Source organism: Pseudomonas sp. IT-232MI5 (genome assembly GCF_949767845.1).
Lineage (GTDB): Bacteria > Pseudomonadota > Gammaproteobacteria > Pseudomonadales > Pseudomonadaceae > Aquipseudomonas.
Genome location: NZ_CATKQE010000044.1, coordinates 1 through 19763, shown reverse-complemented (window position 1 = coordinate 19763; position 19763 = coordinate 1). Strand labels below are relative to the sequence as shown.

Annotated in this window: 22 protein-coding genes; 7 read left to right on the top strand and 15 right to left on the bottom strand. The window is 59.0% G+C overall.

What is annotated here, in order from left to right:
• Nucleotides 1-169 precede the first annotated feature (169 nt).
• Nucleotides 170-601 (bottom strand): OsmC family protein, encoded by a 432-nt coding sequence (locus ACM6JQ_RS18560; RefSeq protein WP_127925340.1) that lies wholly within the window; start codon nucleotides 599-601, stop codon nucleotides 170-172.
• 241 nt (nucleotides 602-842) lie between these two features.
• Here ACM6JQ_RS18560 and ACM6JQ_RS18555 point away from each other — a divergent pair, with 241 nt between their 5' ends.
• Nucleotides 843-1844 carry an LLM class flavin-dependent oxidoreductase gene (locus ACM6JQ_RS18555; protein ID WP_414894471.1) on the top strand — a complete coding sequence of 334 codons (1002 nt, stop codon included), beginning with the start codon at nucleotides 843-845 and terminating at the stop codon, nucleotides 1842-1844.
• Between the two features lie 255 nt (nucleotides 1845-2099).
• Here the strand turns inward: ACM6JQ_RS18555 and ACM6JQ_RS18550 are convergent, their stop codons facing one another.
• Nucleotides 2100-2324: a DUF1161 domain-containing protein gene (locus tag ACM6JQ_RS18550; RefSeq protein WP_007911690.1), complete on the bottom strand. Its 225-nt coding sequence runs from the start codon at nucleotides 2322-2324 to the stop codon at nucleotides 2100-2102.
• Between the two features lie 127 nt (nucleotides 2325-2451).
• Nucleotides 2452-2667 (bottom strand): dodecin, encoded by a 216-nt coding sequence (locus ACM6JQ_RS18545; RefSeq protein ID WP_007911688.1) that lies wholly within the window; start codon nucleotides 2665-2667, stop codon nucleotides 2452-2454.
• Between the two features lie 157 nt (nucleotides 2668-2824).
• Here ACM6JQ_RS18545 and ACM6JQ_RS18540 point away from each other — a divergent pair, with 157 nt between their 5' ends.
• Nucleotides 2825-3151 carry a DUF883 family protein gene (locus ACM6JQ_RS18540; RefSeq protein ID WP_007911686.1) on the top strand — a complete coding sequence of 109 codons (327 nt, stop codon included), beginning with the start codon at nucleotides 2825-2827 and terminating at the stop codon, nucleotides 3149-3151.
• On the opposite strand, the gene ACM6JQ_RS18535 is transcribed toward ACM6JQ_RS18540, so the two are convergent.
• The gene (locus ACM6JQ_RS18535; RefSeq protein ID WP_414894470.1) at nucleotides 3124-4041 is read right to left on the bottom strand and encodes a LysR family transcriptional regulator; all 918 of its coding nucleotides are present in this window, start codon (nucleotides 4039-4041) and stop codon (nucleotides 3124-3126) included. The genes ACM6JQ_RS18540 and ACM6JQ_RS18535 overlap by 28 nt on opposite strands.
• 114 nt (nucleotides 4042-4155) lie before the next feature.
• On the opposite strand from ACM6JQ_RS18535, the gene trpB reads away from it, so the two are divergent.
• The 3 genes from trpB (at nucleotide 4156) to ACM6JQ_RS18520 (ending at nucleotide 6778) form a co-directional block, all read left to right on the top strand.
• Nucleotides 4156-5388 carry a tryptophan synthase subunit beta gene (gene trpB, locus ACM6JQ_RS18530; protein ID WP_034152277.1) on the top strand — a complete coding sequence of 411 codons (1233 nt, stop codon included), beginning with the start codon at nucleotides 4156-4158 and terminating at the stop codon, nucleotides 5386-5388.
• On the top strand, nucleotides 5388-6200 hold the full coding sequence (gene trpA / locus ACM6JQ_RS18525; protein ID WP_007911667.1) for a tryptophan synthase subunit alpha: 813 nt from the start codon (nucleotides 5388-5390) through the stop codon (nucleotides 6198-6200). The genes trpB and trpA overlap by 1 nt, the downstream gene beginning before the upstream one ends.
• A 122-nt stretch (nucleotides 6201-6322) precedes the next feature.
• Nucleotides 6323-6778: an anti-virulence regulator CigR family protein gene (locus ACM6JQ_RS18520; RefSeq protein WP_007911666.1), complete on the top strand. Its 456-nt coding sequence runs from the start codon at nucleotides 6323-6325 to the stop codon at nucleotides 6776-6778.
• Nucleotides 6779-6823: 45 nt separating this feature from the next.
• Here the strand turns inward: ACM6JQ_RS18520 and ACM6JQ_RS18515 are convergent, their stop codons facing one another.
• The 11 genes from ACM6JQ_RS18515 to ACM6JQ_RS18465 form a co-directional block, all read right to left on the bottom strand.
• Nucleotides 6824-8785 carry a DUF4105 domain-containing protein gene (locus tag ACM6JQ_RS18515; RefSeq protein WP_095113088.1) on the bottom strand — a complete coding sequence of 654 codons (1962 nt, stop codon included), beginning with the start codon at nucleotides 8783-8785 and terminating at the stop codon, nucleotides 6824-6826.
• Nucleotides 8782-9102, bottom strand: coding sequence for a DUF2388 domain-containing protein (locus ACM6JQ_RS18510; RefSeq protein ID WP_007911662.1), 321 nt, complete (start codon nucleotides 9100-9102; stop codon nucleotides 8782-8784). The genes ACM6JQ_RS18515 and ACM6JQ_RS18510 overlap by 4 nt, the downstream gene beginning before the upstream one ends.
• A gap of 43 nt (nucleotides 9103-9145) precedes the next feature.
• Nucleotides 9146-9463, bottom strand: a complete 318-nt coding sequence (locus ACM6JQ_RS18505) for a DUF2388 domain-containing protein (RefSeq protein ID WP_414894469.1) — start codon at nucleotides 9461-9463, stop codon at nucleotides 9146-9148.
• A gap of 107 nt (nucleotides 9464-9570) precedes the next feature.
• Nucleotides 9571-9888, bottom strand: a complete 318-nt coding sequence (locus tag ACM6JQ_RS18500) for a DUF2388 domain-containing protein (RefSeq protein WP_007911658.1) — start codon at nucleotides 9886-9888, stop codon at nucleotides 9571-9573.
• A gap of 135 nt (nucleotides 9889-10023) precedes the next feature.
• Nucleotides 10024-10233 carry a DUF1127 domain-containing protein gene (locus tag ACM6JQ_RS18495; protein WP_123375991.1) on the bottom strand — a complete coding sequence of 70 codons (210 nt, stop codon included), beginning with the start codon at nucleotides 10231-10233 and terminating at the stop codon, nucleotides 10024-10026.
• A 257-nt stretch (nucleotides 10234-10490) separates the two neighbouring features.
• On the bottom strand, nucleotides 10491-10706 hold the full coding sequence (locus ACM6JQ_RS18490; RefSeq protein ID WP_007911656.1) for a DUF1127 domain-containing protein: 216 nt from the start codon (nucleotides 10704-10706) through the stop codon (nucleotides 10491-10493).
• Nucleotides 10707-11028: 322 nt separating this feature from the next.
• Nucleotides 11029-12522, bottom strand: coding sequence for an acetyl-CoA hydrolase/transferase family protein (locus ACM6JQ_RS18485; protein WP_414894467.1), 1494 nt, complete (start codon nucleotides 12520-12522; stop codon nucleotides 11029-11031).
• Nucleotides 12523-12735: 213 nt separating this feature from the next.
• Complete coding sequence (locus ACM6JQ_RS18480; protein WP_007911651.1) at nucleotides 12736-14169, bottom strand: NAD(P)(+) transhydrogenase (Re/Si-specific) subunit beta; 1434 nt, start codon at nucleotides 14167-14169, stop codon at nucleotides 12736-12738.
• Nucleotides 14169-14489: an NAD(P) transhydrogenase subunit alpha gene (locus ACM6JQ_RS18475; RefSeq protein WP_003187417.1), complete on the bottom strand. Its 321-nt coding sequence runs from the start codon at nucleotides 14487-14489 to the stop codon at nucleotides 14169-14171. Before ACM6JQ_RS18475 ends, ACM6JQ_RS18480 begins: the two co-directional genes overlap by 1 nt.
• 15 nt (nucleotides 14490-14504) lie before the next feature.
• On the bottom strand, nucleotides 14505-15626 hold the full coding sequence (locus ACM6JQ_RS18470) for a Re/Si-specific NAD(P)(+) transhydrogenase subunit alpha (RefSeq protein WP_007911649.1): 1122 nt from the start codon (nucleotides 15624-15626) through the stop codon (nucleotides 14505-14507).
• 434 nt (nucleotides 15627-16060) lie between these two features.
• Nucleotides 16061-16960, bottom strand: coding sequence for a LysR family transcriptional regulator (locus ACM6JQ_RS18465; protein ID WP_007949773.1), 900 nt, complete (start codon nucleotides 16958-16960; stop codon nucleotides 16061-16063).
• A gap of 158 nt (nucleotides 16961-17118) precedes the next feature.
• Here ACM6JQ_RS18465 and ACM6JQ_RS18460 point away from each other — a divergent pair, with 158 nt between their 5' ends.
• Nucleotides 17119-18300 (top strand): acyl-CoA dehydrogenase, encoded by a 1182-nt coding sequence (locus ACM6JQ_RS18460; protein WP_414894465.1) that lies wholly within the window; start codon nucleotides 17119-17121, stop codon nucleotides 18298-18300.
• A gap of 13 nt (nucleotides 18301-18313) precedes the next feature.
• Nucleotides 18314-19534: a CaiB/BaiF CoA transferase family protein gene (locus tag ACM6JQ_RS18455; protein ID WP_007911642.1), complete on the top strand. Its 1221-nt coding sequence runs from the start codon at nucleotides 18314-18316 to the stop codon at nucleotides 19532-19534.
• Nucleotides 19535-19763: the final 229 nt, after the last annotated feature.

The following is a 19763-nucleotide window of genomic DNA, read 5'->3' as shown; positions in this document are numbered from 1 at the left end:
CGCTCACAACTTGTGTTGAAGGTTTCAAACCTTGGTTGATCTGCAGATGGCTATCGCGAGCAGGCTCACTCCTACAGGGGATCTTCGTCGCTCACAATAATTGTGTCCGCTGGAGATCAACTGTAGGAGTGAGCCAGCTCGCGATAGCGTCAGACCGGTCAGCGACAAATTAGCTGACCAGCGAAGCGTCTAGCGTAATCTTCGCATTAAGTACCTTGGACACCGGGCACCCTTCCTTGGCCTTGTTGCTCAGTTCTTCGAACTGCGCCTGCGTCGCCCCCGGAATTTTCGCCTTGAGGATCAGTTTCACCGCCGTGATCGCGAACCCGCCCTCTACCTGATCGAGGGTCACTTCAGCCTGAGTGTCGATGCTGTCGGCCTTCAGCCCCGCATCGCCCAGAATCATCGAAAACGCCATGGAAAAACAGCCGGCATGCGCGGCACCGATGAGTTCCTCCGGGTTGGTGCCCTTGCCACCCTCGAAGCGGGCCTTGAAGCCGTACGGTGCTTCTCTGAGGACACCGGTTTCAGTGGAGATCGAGCCAATGCCGGTTTTCAGATCGCCTGCCCAATGTGCGGATGCTTTCTTCACGATAGCCATGTCTGCCTCCTCAAGATCTGACGCGGAAACGCCGCGTCGTCGTGGTTTTGCTTGCAAGGCTTCTGAGGATAGACGCCGCAGCAAAGTTCAGCCCGGCTGAATCGTTGACTTTTTTAGTAGGAAATTTCATCGCTGCTATTGAAACTCGGGTATATGCCCTCATTGCACAAAACACGCTTATGGATTTGGCAGGTTTTCGTTTGCAAGAAAAGCCTGCCTCCTCACTCGGAGACGCAGGTTTATGAAACAACTGTCCGACGTAAAATTTTCCACCCTCGATCTGGTACCGGTGCGCGAACACGGCAGCCCGGCGCAATCGTTGCGCAACTCGCTGGATCTGGCGCAGCACGTCGAGAAATTCGGCTACACGCGGTTCTGGGTGGCCGAACACCACAACATGGACGGCATCGCCAGTTCTGCGACGTCGGTATTGCTCGGCTATCTGGCTGGTGGTACGTCGACGATTCGTGTCGGCTCCGGCGGCGTGATGCTGCCCAACCATGCGCCGCTGGTCATCGCCGAGCAGTTCGGCACCCTCGAAAGTCTGTATCCGGGGCGGATCGACCTCGGTCTGGGCCGCGCGCCCGGTTCCGATCAGATGACAGCCCGGGCGCTGCGCCGCGAGCGCTCCGGCAGCGCTGATGACTTCCCGGAAGACGTCGCCGAACTGGTGCGCTACCTCGGCCCGCGTACCCCGGATCAGCGCGTGATCGCGATGCCGGGCACCGGCACCAATGTGCCGATCTGGTTGCTGGGTTCCAGCCTGTTCAGTGCCCAACTGGCCGGTGAGCGCGGTTTGCCTTACGCCTTCGCCTCGCATTTCGCCCCGCGCTTCATGCACGAGGCGATCCGCGTTTATCGCAATCACTTCAAGCCGTCGGCGGTGCTCGACAAGCCTTACGTGATGCTCGGCGTGCCTTTGGTGGCAGCGGACACCGATGAGCAAGCCGATTACCTGGCGACATCGGTGTACCAGCGCATTCTCGCGTTGATGCGTGGGCAGAGCCTGGTGCAGCGTCCGCCGGTGAAAACCATGGACGGCCTGTGGCTGCCGCATGAGCGTGAAGCGGTGGGTGATTTCCTTGGGCTCGCGATGGTGGGTAGCCCGCAGAAGATTCGCGCCAAACTTGAAGTGCTGATTGAGCAGACCCAGGCGGATGAGCTGATTTTTACCAGTGATCTCTACGAACACGCTGATCGTGTGCATTCCTACGAGTTGTTGGCGCAGGTGATGAAGGGCTGAAAGGCCAAAAAACACCCTCACCCTAGCCCTCTCCCGGAGGGAGAGGGGACTGACCGAGGTGTTCTTGCGCCCAACATCGACCTGAAAACTCCAGTCGTACTCAGGTTCTGAACAACCCCCGATCTGCTCCCTTTCCCCCTCGCCCCTCTGGGGGAGAGGGCTGGGGTGAGGGGGATCAATCTCAAACACACCACAAAACTTTCAGACACAAAAAAGCCGACGCATTCACGTCGGCTTTTTGTATTTCAGGCGCAATCAACCGCGCTTGTAGACGATTTCCTTGGTTCCGCCTTCGCAGGTACCGACGACGTCGCCGCCAGCCGCTGCGCCCTTATCGACAATCTCCAGCGAATACCCGGAAACGCCCTTGGCATCCAGCTTCGCCGCGATCTCGCTTTTCAGCTCTTCACATGGCTTACCGGCAGCAAACGCACCACCCGCAAGGCTCAACAAACCTACTGCCAACATGAACTTCTTCATCGGTCGCACTCCCTGGTCGGATTAAAAAAGGCGGGCATCGAGCGTTCACCCGATGCACTCACCCTGTAGCGCTTTGCCATTCCTATGGCACTCGGCCAGCGCGCAAGTTCAGAAGACTAGACCAAACTCAGCTGCTGGCAATCCTGAAGCCGACTTTCAGCGTCACCTGAAAGTGCGCAGCCTTGCCGTCCTTGATGTGGCCGCGGGTATCGACCACTTCAAACCACTCAAGATGCTTGATGCTCTTGTTGGCTTCGGCCAGCGCGTTGTTGATGGCGTCTTCGATGCTGCTGGCGGACGAACCGACCAGCTCGACTTTCTTGTACGTGTGATGGTCACTCATGGCGATCTCCTTGGCGTGTGGAATTGAGACTAGCAGTGAATCTGCACTGTTGATTTCGGTGGCTGTGCGCGGACGAAGTTCAGATTTTCTGCACTTTCTCAAACCGCTGAAGTCCCAACCAACACACGCCACTCATCACCAATGCAGGAGAGCCACCATGGCCAACACCTCTTTACGTAAAGCCTCGTTGCAAAGCATGGAAGCCGAGATCGAGAGTCTGCTCAAATCGTTGGAAAGCTTGAAGGACGACGCTTCGGACGAGTCGCGCAAGACCCTCAAGGCGCTGAAAAGCAATGCCGAAAGTGCGCTGAAACATTCACGTCACTTGCTCAGCGATGCCTATGAAGAAGTCAAAGTGAAAACCCGCGAAACCGGGATCGCCACCCGTGATTACGCCCAGGAACATCCGTGGACGACGGCCGGTGTGGCAGTCGGTGCGATCGGTCTGCTCGCGGCTTACTTGCTGTTCAAGCGCGGCGAGTGATCCGTCTGGCGCAGCTCGTTCTTGAGCCATTGCGCCAGTTGCCGGGCGCGTCCGTCTGCGGCGCGCTTGGGTAGCCACAACGCCAGTTGCGCCGGGGTTTCACAAAAGCCCCATGGCGCAACCAGGCGACCTGCCTTCAAATCCTCGATCACCAGCGGCTCCGGCGCGATTGCCACGCCCAAACCGGCGACTGCTGCTTCCAGCAGGTAATACAAATGCTCGAAACCCTGTCCCAACTTCAATGCTTTGGCATCGAGGTGGTTTTGCTGTGCCCAGCTTGGCCAGGCTTGCGGACGCGAAGTGGTGTGCAGCAGCGGTTCATTGAGCAGCGCCGAGGCTGGCGCGGTTTCCAGGCGCTGATAACCGCTAAACAGCGGACTCATGACCGGACCGATGCGTTCTGCGGCCAGTTCATAGACCTGCATGTCCGCAGGCCATGGCGGCTCGGCGAATAGCAGCAAAGCATCCAATCCCGGACGTCGAGGATCGAGATCGCCTTCACCCGCTGACAGGTGTAGACGCAAATCCGGGAGATCAGCATTCAATCGGCCCAAGCGCGGAATAAACCAGCGCGCCAGCAAGCTTCCAGAGCAGCCGAGTACAAACGGCGCATCCGCCGTGCTTTGCGTCAATTCAGCACAAACACTGCGCAACCGGTCAAACGCCTCGCCACTGGCATCGCGCAAACGCATGCCGGCATCTGTGAGTTTCAAGCCGCGCCCATCCTTGACGAACAGACTGACGCCCAAGTGCTCTTCCAGCACTTTGAGCTGACGACTGACCGCGCCATGCGTGACGTGCAACTGCTCGGCAGCCTGGCTGACGCTGTTCAATCGGGCGGTCGCTTCGAACGCACGCAATGCGTTCAGCGGAGGAAGGTCGTGGCTCATGGTATCTGTGAGTTTTCCTGACAGGTTGTGGCGATCTTATCGGTTTTCAGTCTGGAAGGTCAGGGGTAGAGTGGTCGTCATTGTCTTTTGACCCGAATTCACCTGGAGCGACTCATGACCCAGACTTCGAACACTTCCAATCTGCGCAACGGCCCGGACGATAACGGCCTGTTCGGCTCGTTCGGTGGCCGCTACGTGGCGGAAACCCTGATGCCGTTGATCCTCGATCTGGCCCGCGAATACGAAGCGGCCAAGGAAGATCCGGCGTTCAAAGAAGAATTGGCCTACTTCCAGCGTGACTACGTCGGACGTCCGAGCCCACTGTATTTCGCCGAGCGCCTGACCGAGTTCTGCGGCGGCGCGAAGATTTATCTCAAGCGCGAAGAGCTGAACCACACCGGCGCGCACAAGATCAACAACTGCATCGGCCAGATCCTGCTGGCGCGACGCATGGGCAAGAAACGCATCATCGCCGAGACCGGCGCCGGCATGCACGGCGTGGCCACTGCCACTGTAGCGGCACGTTTCGGTCTCGATTGCGTGATCTACATGGGCACCACTGACATCGAACGTCAGCAGGCCAACGTCTTCCGCATGAAACTGCTGGGCGCTGAAGTGATTCCGGTGGTGGCCGGCACCGGTACTCTGAAAGATGCGATGAACGAAGCCCTGCGTGACTGGGTAACCAACGTCGACAACACCTTCTACCTGATCGGTACCGTGGCTGGCCCGCACCCTTATCCGGCGATGGTTCGCGACTTCCAGGCCGTCATCGGCAAGGAAACCCGCGATCAGTTGCAAGCGCAGGAAGGTCGTCTGCCGGACAGCCTGGTGGCGTGCATCGGTGGCGGCTCCAATGCGATGGGCCTGTTTCACCCGTTCCTCGACGACAAGAGCGTTGAAATCATCGGCGTTGAAGCGGCGGGTTACGGCATCGAAACCGGCAAGCACGCGGCCAGCCTGAATGGCGGCGTTCCGGGTGTATTGCACGGTAACCGGACTTTCCTGCTGCAGGACGACGATGGCCAGATCATCGACGCCCACTCGATTTCCGCTGGCCTCGATTACCCAGGCATCGGCCCTGAGCACGCGTGGTTGCATGACATCGGTCGCGTTCAATACACCTCGGTGACCGACGACGAAGCCCTCGACGCGTTCCACAAATGCTGCCGCCTGGAAGGGATCATCCCTGCCCTGGAAAGCGCTCACGCCTTGGCTGAAGTGTTCAAACGTGCGCCGAAGCTGCCTAAGGATCACCTGATGGTGGTCAACCTGTCCGGCCGGGGCGACAAAGACATGCAGACCGTCATGCACCATATGGAACAGTCCAAGCAGGAGAAACACTGATGAGCCGCCTGCAAACGCGTTTTGCCGACCTCAAAGAACAGAACCGCGCCGCGCTGGTGACCTTCGTCACCGCCGGTGATCCGGACTACGACACTTCGCTGGCGATCCTTAAAGGCTTGCCGGGTGCTGGCGCCGACGTGATCGAGTTGGGCATGCCGTTCACCGACCCGATGGCCGACGGCCCGGCAATTCAACTGGCGAACATCCGTGCCTTGGGTGCCAAGCAGAACCTGCTGAAAACCCTGCAAATGGTTCGTGAATTCCGCGAAGGCAACAGCGATACGCCGCTGGTGCTGATGGGTTACTTCAACCCGATCCACATGTACGGCGTTGAGCGTTTCATCGCCGATGCGAAAGAGGCCGGCGTCGATGGCCTGATCGTCGTAGACATGCCGCCTGAGCACAATGCCGAGCTGTGCGACCCGGCGCAGGCTGCCGGTCTGGACTTCATCCGTCTGACCACGCCAACCACCGACGATGCGCGTCTGCCAAAGGTGCTCAACGGCAGCTCCGGGTTTGTGTACTACGTGTCGGTCGCCGGTGTGACCGGTGCCGGTGCTGCAACCCTGGAGCACGTCGAAGAGGCGGTGACCCGTCTGCGCCGTCACACCGATCTGCCGATCAGCATCGGTTTCGGCATCCGTACCCCGGAGCAAGCAGCGGCCATTGCGCGTCTGGCCGATGGTGTGGTGGTGGGTTCGGCGTTGATCGATCACATCGCCAATGCGACTACGCCGGCGCAAGCCGTCGACGGTGTACTGAGCTTGTGCTCGGCACTCTCCGAAGGCGTGCGTAAGGCCCGCGTCAGCTGAAGGTAAAGTTCCTGATACAGAGGAATTAGCGTCTCGCGACACAGACTAATCCAGCAAGACCGAGGGATTCAGAACCACGTTCTGAATCCCTTTTTGCTGTTTGTGCCGTGAGGAAAGACCCGATGAAAATGCCGAAACGTCTGATGGCCGGATTGGGCGTACTGATGATCAGTGCGACACCGCTGCTGGCCAGCGCCGATCCGCGCGACGATCACGACCACGGCGGCCCGCAGCAGGGCCAGTACGACAATCATGGTAATGACCATCGCGATGATCATCGTGGCCCGCAAAACGATCACCGTGGCGGTCCGCCGCCGCGCGATTTTGGCCCGGTGCGTCAGACCATTCGTGACAATCATGGCTACTTTGTACGCGGTGCACCGCCGCCTCCGGGGATTCATCTGGAACGTGGCCGGCCGTTGCCACACGGGTATTACGGTGAGCGTCTGGACGGTCGCGCGTTGGGTCGTTTGCCGGTGTATCCGGGTTACGAATGGCGTCGGGCGGGGGGCGATATCGTGCTGATCGCGGTGGGCACCGGGATCGTCTACGAAATTCTCGATGGCGTTTTGTATTGATCCGCAGGCAATAAAAAAACCGCAGCCAATGGCTGCGGTTTTTTTTCAGGGCAGCTCCAGTCCGCCGGAGGCCTTGTGCAATTTTCGCAAATGCGCGCCAATCTGCTTCACATTCTCCTCGCTGGCGGCAATCTCTGCGGCCCGCTTGGGCTCCAGCAACTTGCGCACTTCGGCGTCGAGATCGCCGGACAGTGCCAGCAGCTTCTTCTGCCGCTGGCTGCTCTCCGCTTCCAGTCGAGTGAACTCGGTCGGCTGCGGCAATCCGTAGCCCTTGGCGTCGAGCAATTCTGCCGGACGGCTGAGGAACCCGCTATTGGCGAGGATTTCCTGCAAGGTCGCATTGGCCTTGTCCATGCCGCCGTTTTCCAGCTCACGCGCACCGAGGTAACGCTGCTTGACCTCGTCCTGAGCCAGCAACAACTGGCGCCGATAACTGGCTTGTTCCAGCAACAGCAGCGCGGCGCTGGTGCGCAAATCCGCCCGCTCGAACCACTCGCGGCGTTCCTCGGCTGTCAGCGAAAGCCATTCCTCAACAGTGTTCTGCTTGATCGGCAGTTGCTTCTTCAGCACATCGAACATCGCCTGATAGCGATCGCGGAACGAGTCGAAGCGGTAACCCAGACGCAGCGCTTCTTTTGGATCATCCAGCACACTGGTGTCCGCCAGACCACGGCCTTTCATCACTTCCAGCAAGCCGTTGGGCATGATGCTGTCCAGACCCACGAACTGTGTGTTGTTGCTGCCGCTGCGCAACAGCTTCAGGCCTTCCACCGCACAGTTGTTGGAGAGGAAGAAGTAGTTGCCGTCATAGCTCCAGTGCATTTCGGCGGCGTGTTCGACCACACCTTCGATCTCGTCGCGGGACAGGTTCAGCGGCACCGAAGCGAGGCTGCGCAGTTCGGTCTTGGTGTATTCGTCGATGACCTGCGCAAGCGGCAGCACGAACAGGCGCGACGGGTATTTGCCGACCAGGCCGTCCCAGCTCGACAGCTGTACATCGCCGACAAAGGCGCGGTAGGACAACACCAGGTGCTGGTCCAGATCGAGTCGGCAATCCGGCCCGCGCGGGCGGCCCGGTGCGCAGATCACCAGGCGCAACATGCTGTGGCCCCAGCGGCTGACCCAGTTCTGATTGGCCTCGGCCAGCAGATAGTCGACGGCATAGACCCGCTCGGGATCGACCTGCCCCAAAGGTTGCTTGGCAAAGTCGTTGCCGGCATTGAGAAACGCGAAAGTCTTGCTGCAAGTGTCCTTGGCCGGCGGTGCCCAGCCGAAGTGTTGCTGGTAATAGCGGTACAGCGCCGGGCGGCGGCAGGCGTAGCTCGGGTCGAGGAGGAAATACTCCATGTTGACCGCGACGAACTCCTTCGGGCTGGAGATTTCGTACAGGTCCGGGCTGCGCGCGATCTGCCGGTTGTGTTGTTCGCGCTCACCGCGGCGGCCGACGTATTGCTGCCAACCGGCGAGGTCGAGCAGGCGCGGATCATCGCTGAGGGTGAAGCGACGGCCGTTCTGGCCGCGACACTCGTCGGGAATGCCGATCAGCCCGGCGCTGTTAAAGCGGCGCGTGCAGCGCTGAATCAGCGTGCGCTCGGCATTCGGCCATAAGCGGGCGCGGTCATAAATGTGGGTGATTTCATGCAGCACCGTGGCGAGCAGTTCCTGGCGCACAGTGCCGTGGGGGCGATTGGTTTTTTCTTTGGCTGCGCTGCCATCCGTGAGACCGGCGAGCAGTTTTCGATTCAGATCGAGCTCGGCCACCAGTGTGGCTTGGCCATAGGCGTTGGCGGGCATGTCGTCGGTCCAGCCGACATCGATGCGCCGATCCAGCCGCTCGATAAAGCTCGGCGGCAGTTTTTGCATCGCCTCATCGATCAGCGCCTGGCTGGCCTGTTGTTGGGCGGGGCTCAGACCGTCGGTCTTGAGCCGCAATTGCAGGCCGGCGTGGGCGCTGTTGCCAAGCAACAACAACGCCCCGGCCAGCAGCCAGGTGCCGAATGACCTCACAGCGCGAGGATGGCTTCGGCGAGAACCTGATCACTGGCGTCGCGCGCTTCCGGCACGCGAGTGCGCAGGGTATTGAGCGCCGCTTCCAGATGCGCGCCACGGATATCACCGTTAGTGGCGACGAAACTGGCAGCGTCGTCGTGGGCTTCGCGGATGATTTTCGAATCGCGAATCGACGTAGTGGTGTCGGAGGTGAAATCGATAGTGCGCTGGGAGGCACGAACGATGATGTTACTGGTGGCTACCAGGGTGTGCGCCTGGGCCACGTCGGCCAACAAAAACAGGCCAAGGGCGGCAGCAATCAGCGGGCTACGCATGGAACGACTCCGAAGGGGCAAGGATAACGGGGGTACAGGATAACTATTGGACGAGAATTGCCTCTGCCAGTTCAAGGTCGCTGACATGAAGTTTCGGCCGGGTTTTGCGCAAGTAATGCAGCGCAGATTCCAGACGAGCGCCTCGCCATTCACCGTCACTGGCAACAAACGCGGCCGCGTCATCGCGAGCGGCGAGCAGCAGTTTACGGTCGAAAGGCGCGGAAGACACCATGCTGGTGGCGTAACCACTGACGACAGTGCCTTGGGTCGACGCATTGAAAGCATCAAAGGCATCGACGGACGTCGCCCAGCAGGCGGTAAACAATAAGGAAGGGATCAGCAGATTTGGAAGAAAGCGCATTGGACTCGGTAACTGTTGGCGAGCCCAAAGGCTAGCGCAATGCCCGGGCCAGAGCCAGCGCCGAAACATCGGGACACGACCGGCGTGTCCCGAACGGTGCCAGTCGCTTAGATCGTCAGGATGGCTTGAGCCAACTGCGCGTCGGTAGCTTGCAGCTGTGGCGCCTGATGACGGATGTGATCCAGCGCGCTTTCCAGTTTCACCCCACGGATCTCGCCCTCGCTGGCCACGAAGCTGGCAGCGTCGTCACGGGCGGCAAGAACGATTTTGTCGTCACGGAAGGACGAGGTGACGTCGGAAGTTGCGTCGGACGAAGACTTCAGTGCACCGACAACGGCGTCGGTGGTGACGATAAAGCTGGTGGCGCTGGCGTTGGCAGCCACGGCCAGCAGGGCGGCAGCGCTGAGCAGACGAAGACGGGACATGGTGTAACTCCTTTGGATAAACCGTAGAGAGAGGTGGCTCGGTATCTGAGGAGTCAGACGCCAGTGACACAACATTCGCCACGTTCTGCGTGGATATTAGGCCTGCTTTGCGAGGTTCGCACAGTGGGCAAAATGCTAGCGCCAGAACGGCTTATCCAGTTCATTCAGGCGATCGGCGTGGCTGAGGCCTAGATCGGCTAGATCTCGACTGTCGAGTTGAAACAGCAAACGCCGCGTTCTGGCGCGCTCCAGGGACTCCCAAAGACCGCCAAACAAGCGCCGCAGAGCGTTGCGGCGAGGAATCGGCAGGCTCGAAGTTTCTGAAACATCCTGTAAGTCTTTCATGGGCCTATTCCTTTCACCGGAGAAGGCGGAAGGTCATGTTGAGCCTGTGACAGACAAAGATGCAGATACACTTGAGTGAAATTGTACTGGTTTAGATGATGATTAAATAAAACTGTACCTGTCTGTTGTATCAGCAGGTGTACCTGGATTTTCCACCCCGAAAACGACAAAACCCGTCGTGGTTTCCCACGACGGGTTTCGTTTTTTCAATTCGGGTTGCTGGCGGTGGGTCTAACGACCAGAGCCAGCGACGCTACTTAGCGCCAGAACGGCTTGCTCAGCTCTTCGTAGCGTTGTGCTTCGCTGATACCGGCGTCAGCCAGCAGACGCGAATCCAGACGAGCCAGTTGATGGCGGCTGGAGATGCGGCGCTGCCACAACATCAGGTTGGCGATAACGCGCAGAGGCAGGGAAGCCTGGGTGTTTACAGCTTTGTCTTCGAAGAACAGTTCGGAACTGAGTGTACGTTCCATGGTTGACATCCTTCCGCTTGTGGCGGGATCAGGTAGTGGTTTGACTGGTGCCCATGATCCTCTCGTTTGCCAAGTCTCTCTAGATACAGTTCAACTGTATTGTGAGTGACCAGTTAACTGTTTATAGGGGGTGTACGGGTCAAAATTGAGCAAACTGTACCTGTCCGCACTTAAGTGGTGCATTTTTGCTCAATTCACCCGGAAAGGTAGGCAAGGTCTGTAGGAAATGACCAGTACAGCAGTACAGTTTTTGTCAGGGAGGGAGGCTTGAGAAACTCCGCCGACGCAAACTGTGTTTGCGTCGGCGGTTTATCTGTGTGAATCAGACCGCGAGCATGCGCCCGGTTTCTTCCAGGTTGATGTGCCAGCTCAACGCTTCCCGCAGGATGTGCGGGGTGTGGCCACCGATTGCGCAAGCCGCCGTGAAGTAATCATTCAGCGCCTGACGGAAGTCCGGGTGTACACAGTTATCGATGATCACCCGCGCACGCTCCCGTGGCGCCAGGCCCCGCAAATCGGCAAGCCCCACTTCGGTCACCAGAATGTCAACGTCGTGCTCGGTGTGGTCGACGTGGCTGACCATCGGCACCACACTGGAAATTGCGCCGCCCTTGGCGATCGACTTGGTCACGAACACCGCCAGATGCGCGTTGCGCGCGAAGTCGCCGGAACCGCCGATGCCGTTCATCATCCGCGTGCCGCAGACGTGGGTGGAGTTGACGTTGCCATAGATGTCGAACTCCAGCGCCGTGTTGATCCCGATGATGCCCAAGCGGCGCACCACCTCCGGGTGGTTGGAGATCTCCTGCGGCCGCAGTACCAGTTTGTCCTTGTACTTCTCCAGATTGCCGAACACGTCGCTGTTGCGCCGCTCCGACAGGGTGATCGAACTGCCCGAAGCAAAGCTCAGCTTGCCGGCATCAATCAGGTCGAAGGTCGAATCCTGCAGCACTTCGGAGTACATGGTCAGGTCTTCGAACGGCGAATCGATCAGGCCGCACATCACCGCGTTGGCAATGTTGCCGATCCCGGCCTGCAACGGGCCGAGCTTGTTGGTCATGCGCCCGGCGTCGACTTCCTGCTTGAAGAAGGTGATCAGGTGATCGGCGATGGCATTGGTGTCGACATCCGGCGATGACACGGTGGACGGCGAATCGGCCTGCTGAGTGATAACGATGGCGACAATCTTCTCCGGCGGGATCGGAATCGCGGTGCTGCCGATGCGGTCGTCGACTTTTACCAGCGGGATCGGCGTGCGCGTCGGGCGGTAGGTCGGGATATAGATGTCGTGCAGGCCTTCGAGGTTGGCGTTGTGCGCCAGGTTGATCTCGACAATCACCTGTTTGGCGAAAATTGCGAAGCTCGCCGAGTTGCCCACCGAGGTGGTCGGCACGATGTGACCCTGTTCGGTGATGGCGACGGCTTCGATGACCGCGATGTCCGGCAGCTTCAGTTGCTGGTTGCGCAGTTGCTCGACGGTTTCCGACAGATGCTGGTCGATGAACATGACCTCGCCGGCGTTGATTGCCTTGCGCAGGGTGCTGTCGACCTGGAACGGCATGCGCCGCGAGAGTACGCCGGCTTCGGTCAGTTGCTTGTCGAGGTCGTTGCCGAGGCTGGCGCCGGTCATCAGGCTGATCTTCAGCGGCGTGATCTTGGCGCGCTCGGCCAGTGCGTGAGGAACAGCCTTGGCTTCGCCGGCGCGGGTGAAACCGCTCATGCCGACGGTCATGCCGTCTTCAATCAGAGCAGCTGCGTCGGCGGCGCTCATCACTTTATCCAACAACGAAGGCAGGCGAATACGGTCACGGTACATGGATTATTATCTCGGGCAACGAGTAGCAGGATGCGCAGTCTAGTGAATTTGACGGGCGCCTGTCCCGCTACCAAGGTCGCAAACGAGGCGTCTATTTAGCGGGTTTGAAGTAAAACACCGTTACCGGATCTGCAACAACGCGGCAAATTGTCCGACGTTTGCGCAAACAAAAACGCCCCGACGAGTCGGGGCGTTCGGTGCAGCAGCGATGGATTACTCGACCGCTTTGACCATGTCTTCGATGACCTTCTTCGCGTCGCCGAAGACCATCATGGTTTTGTCCAGATAGAACAGTTCGTTGTCCAGACCGGCATAACCGCTGGCCATCGAGCGCTTGTTGACGATGATGGTCTTGGCCTTGAACGCTTCGAGAATCGGCATGCCGGCAATCGGCGATTTCGGATCGTTCTTCGCCGCCGGGTTGACCACGTCGTTCGCGCCGAGCACCAGCACCACGTCGGCCTGGCCGAACTCGGAGTTGATGTCTTCCATCTCGAACACCTGATCGTAAGGCACTTCGGCCTCGGCGAGCAGAACGTTCATGTGCCCTGGCATACGGCCGGCAACCGGGTGGATCGCATACTTCACGGTCACGCCACGGTGGGTCAGCTTCTCGGTCAGTTCTTTCAGTGCATGTTGCGCACGTGCTACCGCCAGACCGTAGCCCGGCACGATGATCACGGTGTCGGCGTTGGTCAGCAGGAAGGTCGCGTCGTCAGCCGAACCGGATTTCACCGGACGTGCTTCTTTCGCACCGGCCGGGCCAGCATCAGCCGTATTGCCGAAACCGCCAAGCAGCACATTAAAGAAGGAACGGTTCATCGCCTTGCACATGATGTACGAGAGGATCGCACCGCTCGAACCCACCAGTGAACCGGCAATGATCAGCATCGAGTTGTTCAGCGAGAAACCGATACCCGCCGCCGCCCAGCCCGAGTAGCTGTTGAGCATCGACACCACGACCGGCATGTCGGCGCCGCCGATCGGGATGATGATCAGCACACCCATCACGAACGCCAGCGCCAGCATCAGCGCGAACGCGGTGAGGTTGCCGGTGAACATGAAGGTCAGACCGAGCGCCAGCGTTGCCAGACCCAGCACTGCGTTGAGCTTGTGCTGCCCGGCGAACTGTACCGGTGCGCCCTGGAACAGACGGAACTTGTACTTGCCCGACAGCTTGCCGAACGCAATCACCGAACCGGAGAAGGTGATTGCACCGATCGCCGCACCAAGGAACAGCTCCAGACGGTTACCCGCAGGAATCGAGTCGCCCAGCTGTTTGACAATGCCCAGCGACTGCGGCTCAACAACAGCGGCAATTGCGATGAACACTGCTGCCAGACCGATCATGCTGTGCATGAAGGCGACCAGTTCCGGCATCTTGGTCATTTCAACGCGTTTGGCCATGATCGAACCGGCCGTACCGCCGACCAGCAGGCCAACGATCACGTAACCGATACCGGCCGTGGCCAGCTCAGCACCCAACTTATAGATGAGGCCGACGGTGGTCAGGATCGCCAAGGCCATGCCGAGCATGCCGAACAGGTTGCCGCGCCGTGAGGTGGTCGGGTGCGACAGGCCTTTGAGGGCCTGGATAAAGCAGATCGACGCGATCAGGTAGAGCGTCGTGACGAGATTCATGCTCATTACTTCGGCGCCTCTTCTTTTACTTTCGGGGCTTTCTTCTTGAACATCTCAAGCATGCGGCGGGTGACCAGGAAGCCACCGAACACGTTGACCGCCGCAAGTGCCACGGCGAGGGTGCCCATGGTTTTGCCCAGCGGCGTGACAGTCAGTGCAGCAGCGAGCATGGCGCCGACGATCACGATCGCCGAAATGGCGTTGGTTACCGCCATCAACGGCGTGTGCAGCGCAGGTGTGACGTTCCAGACCACGTGGTAACCGACATAAATCGCCAGCACGAAGATGATCAGGTTGTAGATACCGGGGGAGATAAGCTCTTCCATCGTCTGAATCCCTGCTTAGGCGTTTTTGCGGATGACTTGGCCGTCGCGGCACATCAGGCACGCGGCGACGATGTCGTCTTCGAGGTTGACGTCGAACTGGCCTTCTTTCGTGAAAACCAGCTTGAGGAAGTCCAGCAGGTTGCGTGCGTACAGTGCCGAAGCGTCTGCAGCGACTTCACCGGCCAGGTTGGTCGGGCCGCAAATGGTCACGCCATTTTCGACCACGACCTGATCAGCCACGGTCAGCGGGCAGTTGCCACCCTGAGCAGCGGCGAGGTCGATGACCACCGAGCCCGGTTTCATCTGCGCCACAGTCTCCGCGCTCAGCAGGGTCGGTGCCTTGCGGCCCGGAATCAGCGCGGTGGTGATGACGATGTCAGCCTGCTTGGCGCGCTCGTGCACAGCCTGGGCCTGACGCTGCATCCAGCTCGCTGGCATTGGCCGCGCGTAACCACCGACACCGACGGCGCATTCGCGCTCTTCATCGGTCTCGTAAGGCACGTCGACGAACTTCGCACCGAGGGATTCGATCTGCTCTTTTACCGCCGGACGCACGTCAGACGCTTCGATCACCGCACCCAGGCGTTTCGCCGTGGCAATCGCCTGCAACCCGGCCACGCCCGCGCCAAGAATCAGCACGCGCGCCGCTTTCACGGTGCCTGCAGCGGTCATCAACATCGGCATGAAGCGTGGGTAGTGGTGAGCGGCCAGCAACACAGCCTTATAGCCGGCAATGTTCGCCTGCGACGACAACACATCGAGACTCTGCGCGCGCGATGTGCGCGGCGCCGCTTCGAGGGCGAACGCGGTAATGCCGCACTCGGCCATCTTCGCAATGGTTTCGTTGTTGAACGGGTTGAGCATGCCGACCAGCACCGTACCGCGCTTGATCAGCGTCAGTTCGGCATCGCTCGGGGCGACCACCTTGAGAATCAGCTCGGCGCCAAACGCATCATTGGCACTGCCAATGGTTGCGCCTGCCGCTTCATAGGCACTGTCGACCACACTGGCTTTTACGCCGGCGCCGGTTTGCACAGTGACCTTATGACCTTGGCTGATCAGCTTTTTAATGGTTTCCGGGGTTGCAGCAACCCGTGTTTCACCGGTCTGGGTTTCGAGAGGAACACCAATGTGCACGTCAAATCTCCTGCGTGATCTTATTGAGTAAACCCATGCACTACGGATGGTGCGACTGGGGCGGCCGATCAGCACGATCCCGCCAAATCAGGGCGGGGCGCGGCATTTTGCAGGCGAACTTTATGCCCTTCAAGGGATTATGACGGGTGACGGAAAATTAACTACAAGTCATGCCGTGACCGAATGTCGCAGATGGCTAGCTGAATCCCTTGCAGACCGTGCCTTGCAAGGATTCTGGCCGATTATGGAAAAATTTCTCATCGGTGACGTGAATAGGCAGCAATGCGTCGTCAATGAAGGCTCAAAGCCACGTCTTCAGGCGCTTGTGGGACGTCTGTACGACTTTCGGATACAGTCTGTGCAATTGCGACAAATACTTATATCTGTAGGGCTTTGAATTTCCTGACTACGGGGTTAGCTATCGCTGTGAGCCTTTACCCTTCTAGGCTGTAGCTCTGCGCTTGGGTTACCAGCCAGTCACGAAATGCCTTTAATGACGCTGATTCGACTTTTCGTTCGGGAATCATCAGGTAATAGGCCTTTATGCTTGAGAGTGCCTGAGGGTTGGCAATCACCAGGCGCTTCTCGGCTAACTCACGCTGAATCAGGAACGGTGGAATCAGCGCAATGCCCATGTCGTGCATGGCGGCCTGGGCAAGCATGGAGAATAGCTCGTAGCGCGGGCCTGTCATGTCCCGGGGGATATTCAGGTGTTGTGAGTTGAACCACTGACGCCAGGCATAGGGGCGGGTGGTCTGCTGCAACAACGGTAGCTCGGCGATTGCCTCGGCTGTCAGGTGCGTCTTGTTACCGAGTAGGGCGGGGCTGCACACCGGCATCGGATTTTCGCCCATCAGCCTGTGGGATTCGGTACCCGACCAGTCGGCATCGCCAAAGTAGATCGCCGCATCGAATTCGGTATCGGCAAACAGAAAGGGCCGGGTGCGGTTGGTCAGGTTGACCGTGACCTCCGGGTGCTTGAGCTGGAAATCCTTGAGACGTGGCAGTAGCCACTGTGTGCCGAAGGTCGGCACCACCGCGAGTTCGATCACATTGGTGCCTTGCTGACCCATCACTGAGAGGGTGTCGCGCTCAACCGCGTCGAGTTGCGTCGCAACTCGGCGGCTGTATGAAAGCCCCGCCTCGGTCAACTTCACCCCGCGTCGCGAGCGTCGGAACAGTTCCACGCCAAGGAACTCCTCAAGGCTGGCGATCTGTCGGCAAATGGCCCCTTGAGTGAGGGAAAGTTCTTCGGCAGCGCGGGTAAAACTCTCGTGGCGTGCGGCGGCCTCGAAGCTGATCAGGGCGGTGGTGCTGGGGATCTTCCTGCGCATGTACGTCAACCTCACTAATGCGCCGCATAAAAGGCATTTCACGACGTTTCGGAGTGAGAAATTAGCACAACAGAATGCGAAATCCTCGTTTGCCGCGACAGCGAACCGCGCCTAGGATCAATGCCACGTTAATTCAGCCGATTTGCGAGGACACAATCATGGGCGCTAAAGCTAGCTTCAACTGGATCGATCCCCTGCTGCTGGATCAACAGCTCACCGAAGAAGAGCGCATGATCCGCGACACCGCCGAGCAGTTCGCTCAGCAGAGCCTCGCACCGCGTGTCCTCGAAGCTTTCCGTCATGAGAAAACTGATCCGGCGATCTTCCGCGAAATGGGCGAAGTCGGCCTGCTGGGTGCGACCATCCCCGAGCAGTACGGTGGCAGCGGCCTCAACTATGTCAGCTATGGGCTGATTGCTCGCGAAGTGGAGCGTGTCGATTCTGGCTACCGCTCGATGATGAGTGTGCAGTCGTCGCTGGTAATGGTGCCGATCAACGAATTCGGTACCGAAGCGCAGAAACAGAAATACCTGCCGAAACTGGCTTCCGGTGAATGGATCGGCTGCTTCGGCCTGACCGAGCCAAACCATGGTTCCGACCCGGGCGCGATGATCACCCGTGCCCGCAAAGTCGAAGGCGGCTACAGCCTGACCGGCGCGAAGATGTGGATCACCAACAGCCCGATCGCTGATGTGTTTGTGGTCTGGGCTAAAGACGATGCTGGCGACATCCGTGGTTTCGTACTGGAGAAGGGCTGGAAAGGTCTGAGCACTCCGGCGATTCACGGCAAGGTCGGTCTGCGTGCGTCAATCACCGGTGAGATCGTCATGGACAACGTGTTCGTGCCGGAAGAAAACATTTTCCCCGACGTGCGCGGCCTGAAAGGCCCGTTCACCTGTCTCAATTCTGCGCGTTATGGTATCTCCTGGGGTGCGCTGGGCGCTGCCGAGTTCTGCTGGCACACCGCTCGCCAGTACACTCTGGATCGTCAGCAGTTCGGTCGCCCATTGGCCGCTACTCAGCTGATCCAGAAGAAGCTGGCTGACATGCAGACCGAGATCACTCTGGCCCTGCAAGGCTGCCTGCGTCTGGGGCGCATGAAGGACGAAGGAACCGCTGCGGTCGAGATCACTTCGATCATGAAGCGCAACTCCTGCGGCAAGTCGCTGGACATCGCCCGCATGGCTCGTGACATGCTCGGTGGTAATGGCATCTCCGACGAGTTCGGCGTGGCCCGTCATCTGGTCAACCTGGAAGTGGTGAATACCTATGAAGGCACTCACGACGTTCACGCTCTGATCCTGGGGCGTGCACAAACCGGCTTGCAGGCGTTCTATTAATAGGAGAGCGACCATGGGCGCGCTGTCGCATCTGCGGGTACTGGATTTATCGCGCGTGTTGGCCGGGCCGTGGGCCGGGCAGATACTCGCCGACCTTGGCGCCGAGGTGATCAAGGTCGAGCGCCCTGGTAATGGTGACGACACTCGCGCCTGGGGACCGCCCTTCCTTAAGGACGCTTATGGCGAGAACACGTCAGAGGCGGCTTATTACCTGTCAGCCAACCGCAACAAGCAATCGGTGACCATCGACTTCACGCGTCCCGAGGGGCAGAAGCTGGTGCGCGATCTGGCGGCCAAGTCGGACATCCTTATCGAGAACTTCAAGGTCGGTGGGCTAGCGGCTTATGGGCTCGACTATGAATCGTTGAAGGCGATCAATCCGAATCTGATCTATTGCTCGATTACCGGATTCGGCCAAACCGGGCCGTATGCCAAGCGTGCCGGCTATGACTTCATGATTCAGGGGTTGGGCGGGCTGATGAGCCTGACCGGTCGTCCCGAGGGTGATGAAGGTGCCGGGCCGGTGAAGGTCGGTGTGGCGCTGACGGATATCCTGACGGGGCTTTATTCGACGGTCGCGATTCTGGCGGCGTTGGCTCATCGCGATCACGACGGTGGTGGTCAGCACATTGATATGGCGTTGCTGGATGTTCAGGTGGCTTGTCTGGCCAACCAGGCGATGAATTATTTGACCACGGGTAATGCGCCCAAGCGTCTGGGCAATGCGCATCCGAACATTGTGCCTTATCAGGACTTTCCTACGGCCGACGGTGATTTCATTCTTACCGTGGGCAATGACGGGCAGTTCCGCAAGTTTGCTGAGGTGGCAGGGCAACCGCAGTGGGCTGACGATCCGCGTTTTGCTACTAATAAGCTGCGTGTGGCTAATCGGGCGGTGTTGATTCCGCTGATTCGCCAGGCGACGGTATTCAAGACTACCGCCGAATGGGTGGCTCAACTGGAGCAGGCGGGCGTGCCGTGTGGGCCGATCAATGATCTGTCGCAGGTGTTTGAAGATCCACAGGTTAAGGCGCGTGGCCTGGCGATAGAGCTGCCGCACGCGTTGGCTGGAATGGTGCCGCAGGTGGCTAGCCCTATCCGCATGTCGCAGACGCCGGTGGAGTATCGCCGTGCGCCTCCTTTGTTAGGCGAGCATACGCTGGAGGTTTTGCAGGGTGTGTTGGGTTTGGGCGCAGGTGCGGTGGCGGAGTTGAAGTCGGCTGGGGTGCTCTGACGATCCCTTCTATATAGAAGGGATCGTGTTTTCTACCTATATATGGCTGTCTTTGGTCGCTTTTTAACCAATCTGCAAGTGTTTGAAAGAAAAGCGAAATTAACGGTTGACGGCAGATTTCAGATGTCTATAATTCGCCCCACTTCCGGCGCAGTCGAAACGGAAAACTCCTTGAGATTCAATGAGTTATGCAGGTTTCGGCAGTGAGTTGCTTCAGTTCATCGAAGCT

Coding starts and splice junctions, on each gene's coding strand:
- ACM6JQ_RS18560 (WP_127925340.1), bottom strand. CDS start 601: ATGGCTATCGTGAAGAAAGCATCCGCACATTGGGCAGGCGATCTGAAA.
- ACM6JQ_RS18555 (WP_414894471.1), top strand. CDS start 843: ATGAAACAACTGTCCGACGTAAAATTTTCCACCCTCGATCTGGTACCG.
- ACM6JQ_RS18550 (WP_007911690.1), bottom strand. CDS start 2,324: ATGAAGAAGTTCATGTTGGCAGTAGGTTTGTTGAGCCTTGCGGGTGGT.
- ACM6JQ_RS18545 (WP_007911688.1), bottom strand. CDS start 2,667: ATGAGTGACCATCACACGTACAAGAAAGTCGAGCTGGTCGGTTCGTCC.
- ACM6JQ_RS18540 (WP_007911686.1), top strand. CDS start 2,825: ATGGCCAACACCTCTTTACGTAAAGCCTCGTTGCAAAGCATGGAAGCC.
- ACM6JQ_RS18535 (WP_414894470.1), bottom strand. CDS start 4,041: ATGAGCCACGACCTTCCTCCGCTGAACGCATTGCGTGCGTTCGAAGCG.
- trpB (WP_034152277.1), top strand. CDS start 4,156: ATGACCCAGACTTCGAACACTTCCAATCTGCGCAACGGCCCGGACGAT.
- trpA (WP_007911667.1), top strand. CDS start 5,388: ATGAGCCGCCTGCAAACGCGTTTTGCCGACCTCAAAGAACAGAACCGC.
- ACM6JQ_RS18520 (WP_007911666.1), top strand. CDS start 6,323: ATGAAAATGCCGAAACGTCTGATGGCCGGATTGGGCGTACTGATGATC.
- ACM6JQ_RS18510 (WP_007911662.1), bottom strand. CDS start 9,102: ATGCGTAGCCCGCTGATTGCTGCCGCCCTTGGCCTGTTTTTGTTGGCC.
- ACM6JQ_RS18505 (WP_414894469.1), bottom strand. CDS start 9,463: ATGCGCTTTCTTCCAAATCTGCTGATCCCTTCCTTATTGTTTACCGCC.
- ACM6JQ_RS18500 (WP_007911658.1), bottom strand. CDS start 9,888: ATGTCCCGTCTTCGTCTGCTCAGCGCTGCCGCCCTGCTGGCCGTGGCT.
- ACM6JQ_RS18495 (WP_123375991.1), bottom strand. CDS start 10,233: ATGAAAGACTTACAGGATGTTTCAGAAACTTCGAGCCTGCCGATTCCT.
- ACM6JQ_RS18490 (WP_007911656.1), bottom strand. CDS start 10,706: ATGGAACGTACACTCAGTTCCGAACTGTTCTTCGAAGACAAAGCTGTA.
- ACM6JQ_RS18485 (WP_414894467.1), bottom strand. CDS start 12,522: ATGTACCGTGACCGTATTCGCCTGCCTTCGTTGTTGGATAAAGTGATG.
- ACM6JQ_RS18480 (WP_007911651.1), bottom strand. CDS start 14,169: ATGAGCATGAATCTCGTCACGACGCTCTACCTGATCGCGTCGATCTGC.
- ACM6JQ_RS18475 (WP_003187417.1), bottom strand. CDS start 14,489: ATGGAAGAGCTTATCTCCCCCGGTATCTACAACCTGATCATCTTCGTG.
- ACM6JQ_RS18465 (WP_007949773.1), bottom strand. CDS start 16,960: ATGCGCAGGAAGATCCCCAGCACCACCGCCCTGATCAGCTTCGAGGCC.
- ACM6JQ_RS18460 (WP_414894465.1), top strand. CDS start 17,119: ATGGGCGCTAAAGCTAGCTTCAACTGGATCGATCCCCTGCTGCTGGAT.
- ACM6JQ_RS18455 (WP_007911642.1), top strand. CDS start 18,314: ATGGGCGCGCTGTCGCATCTGCGGGTACTGGATTTATCGCGCGTGTTG.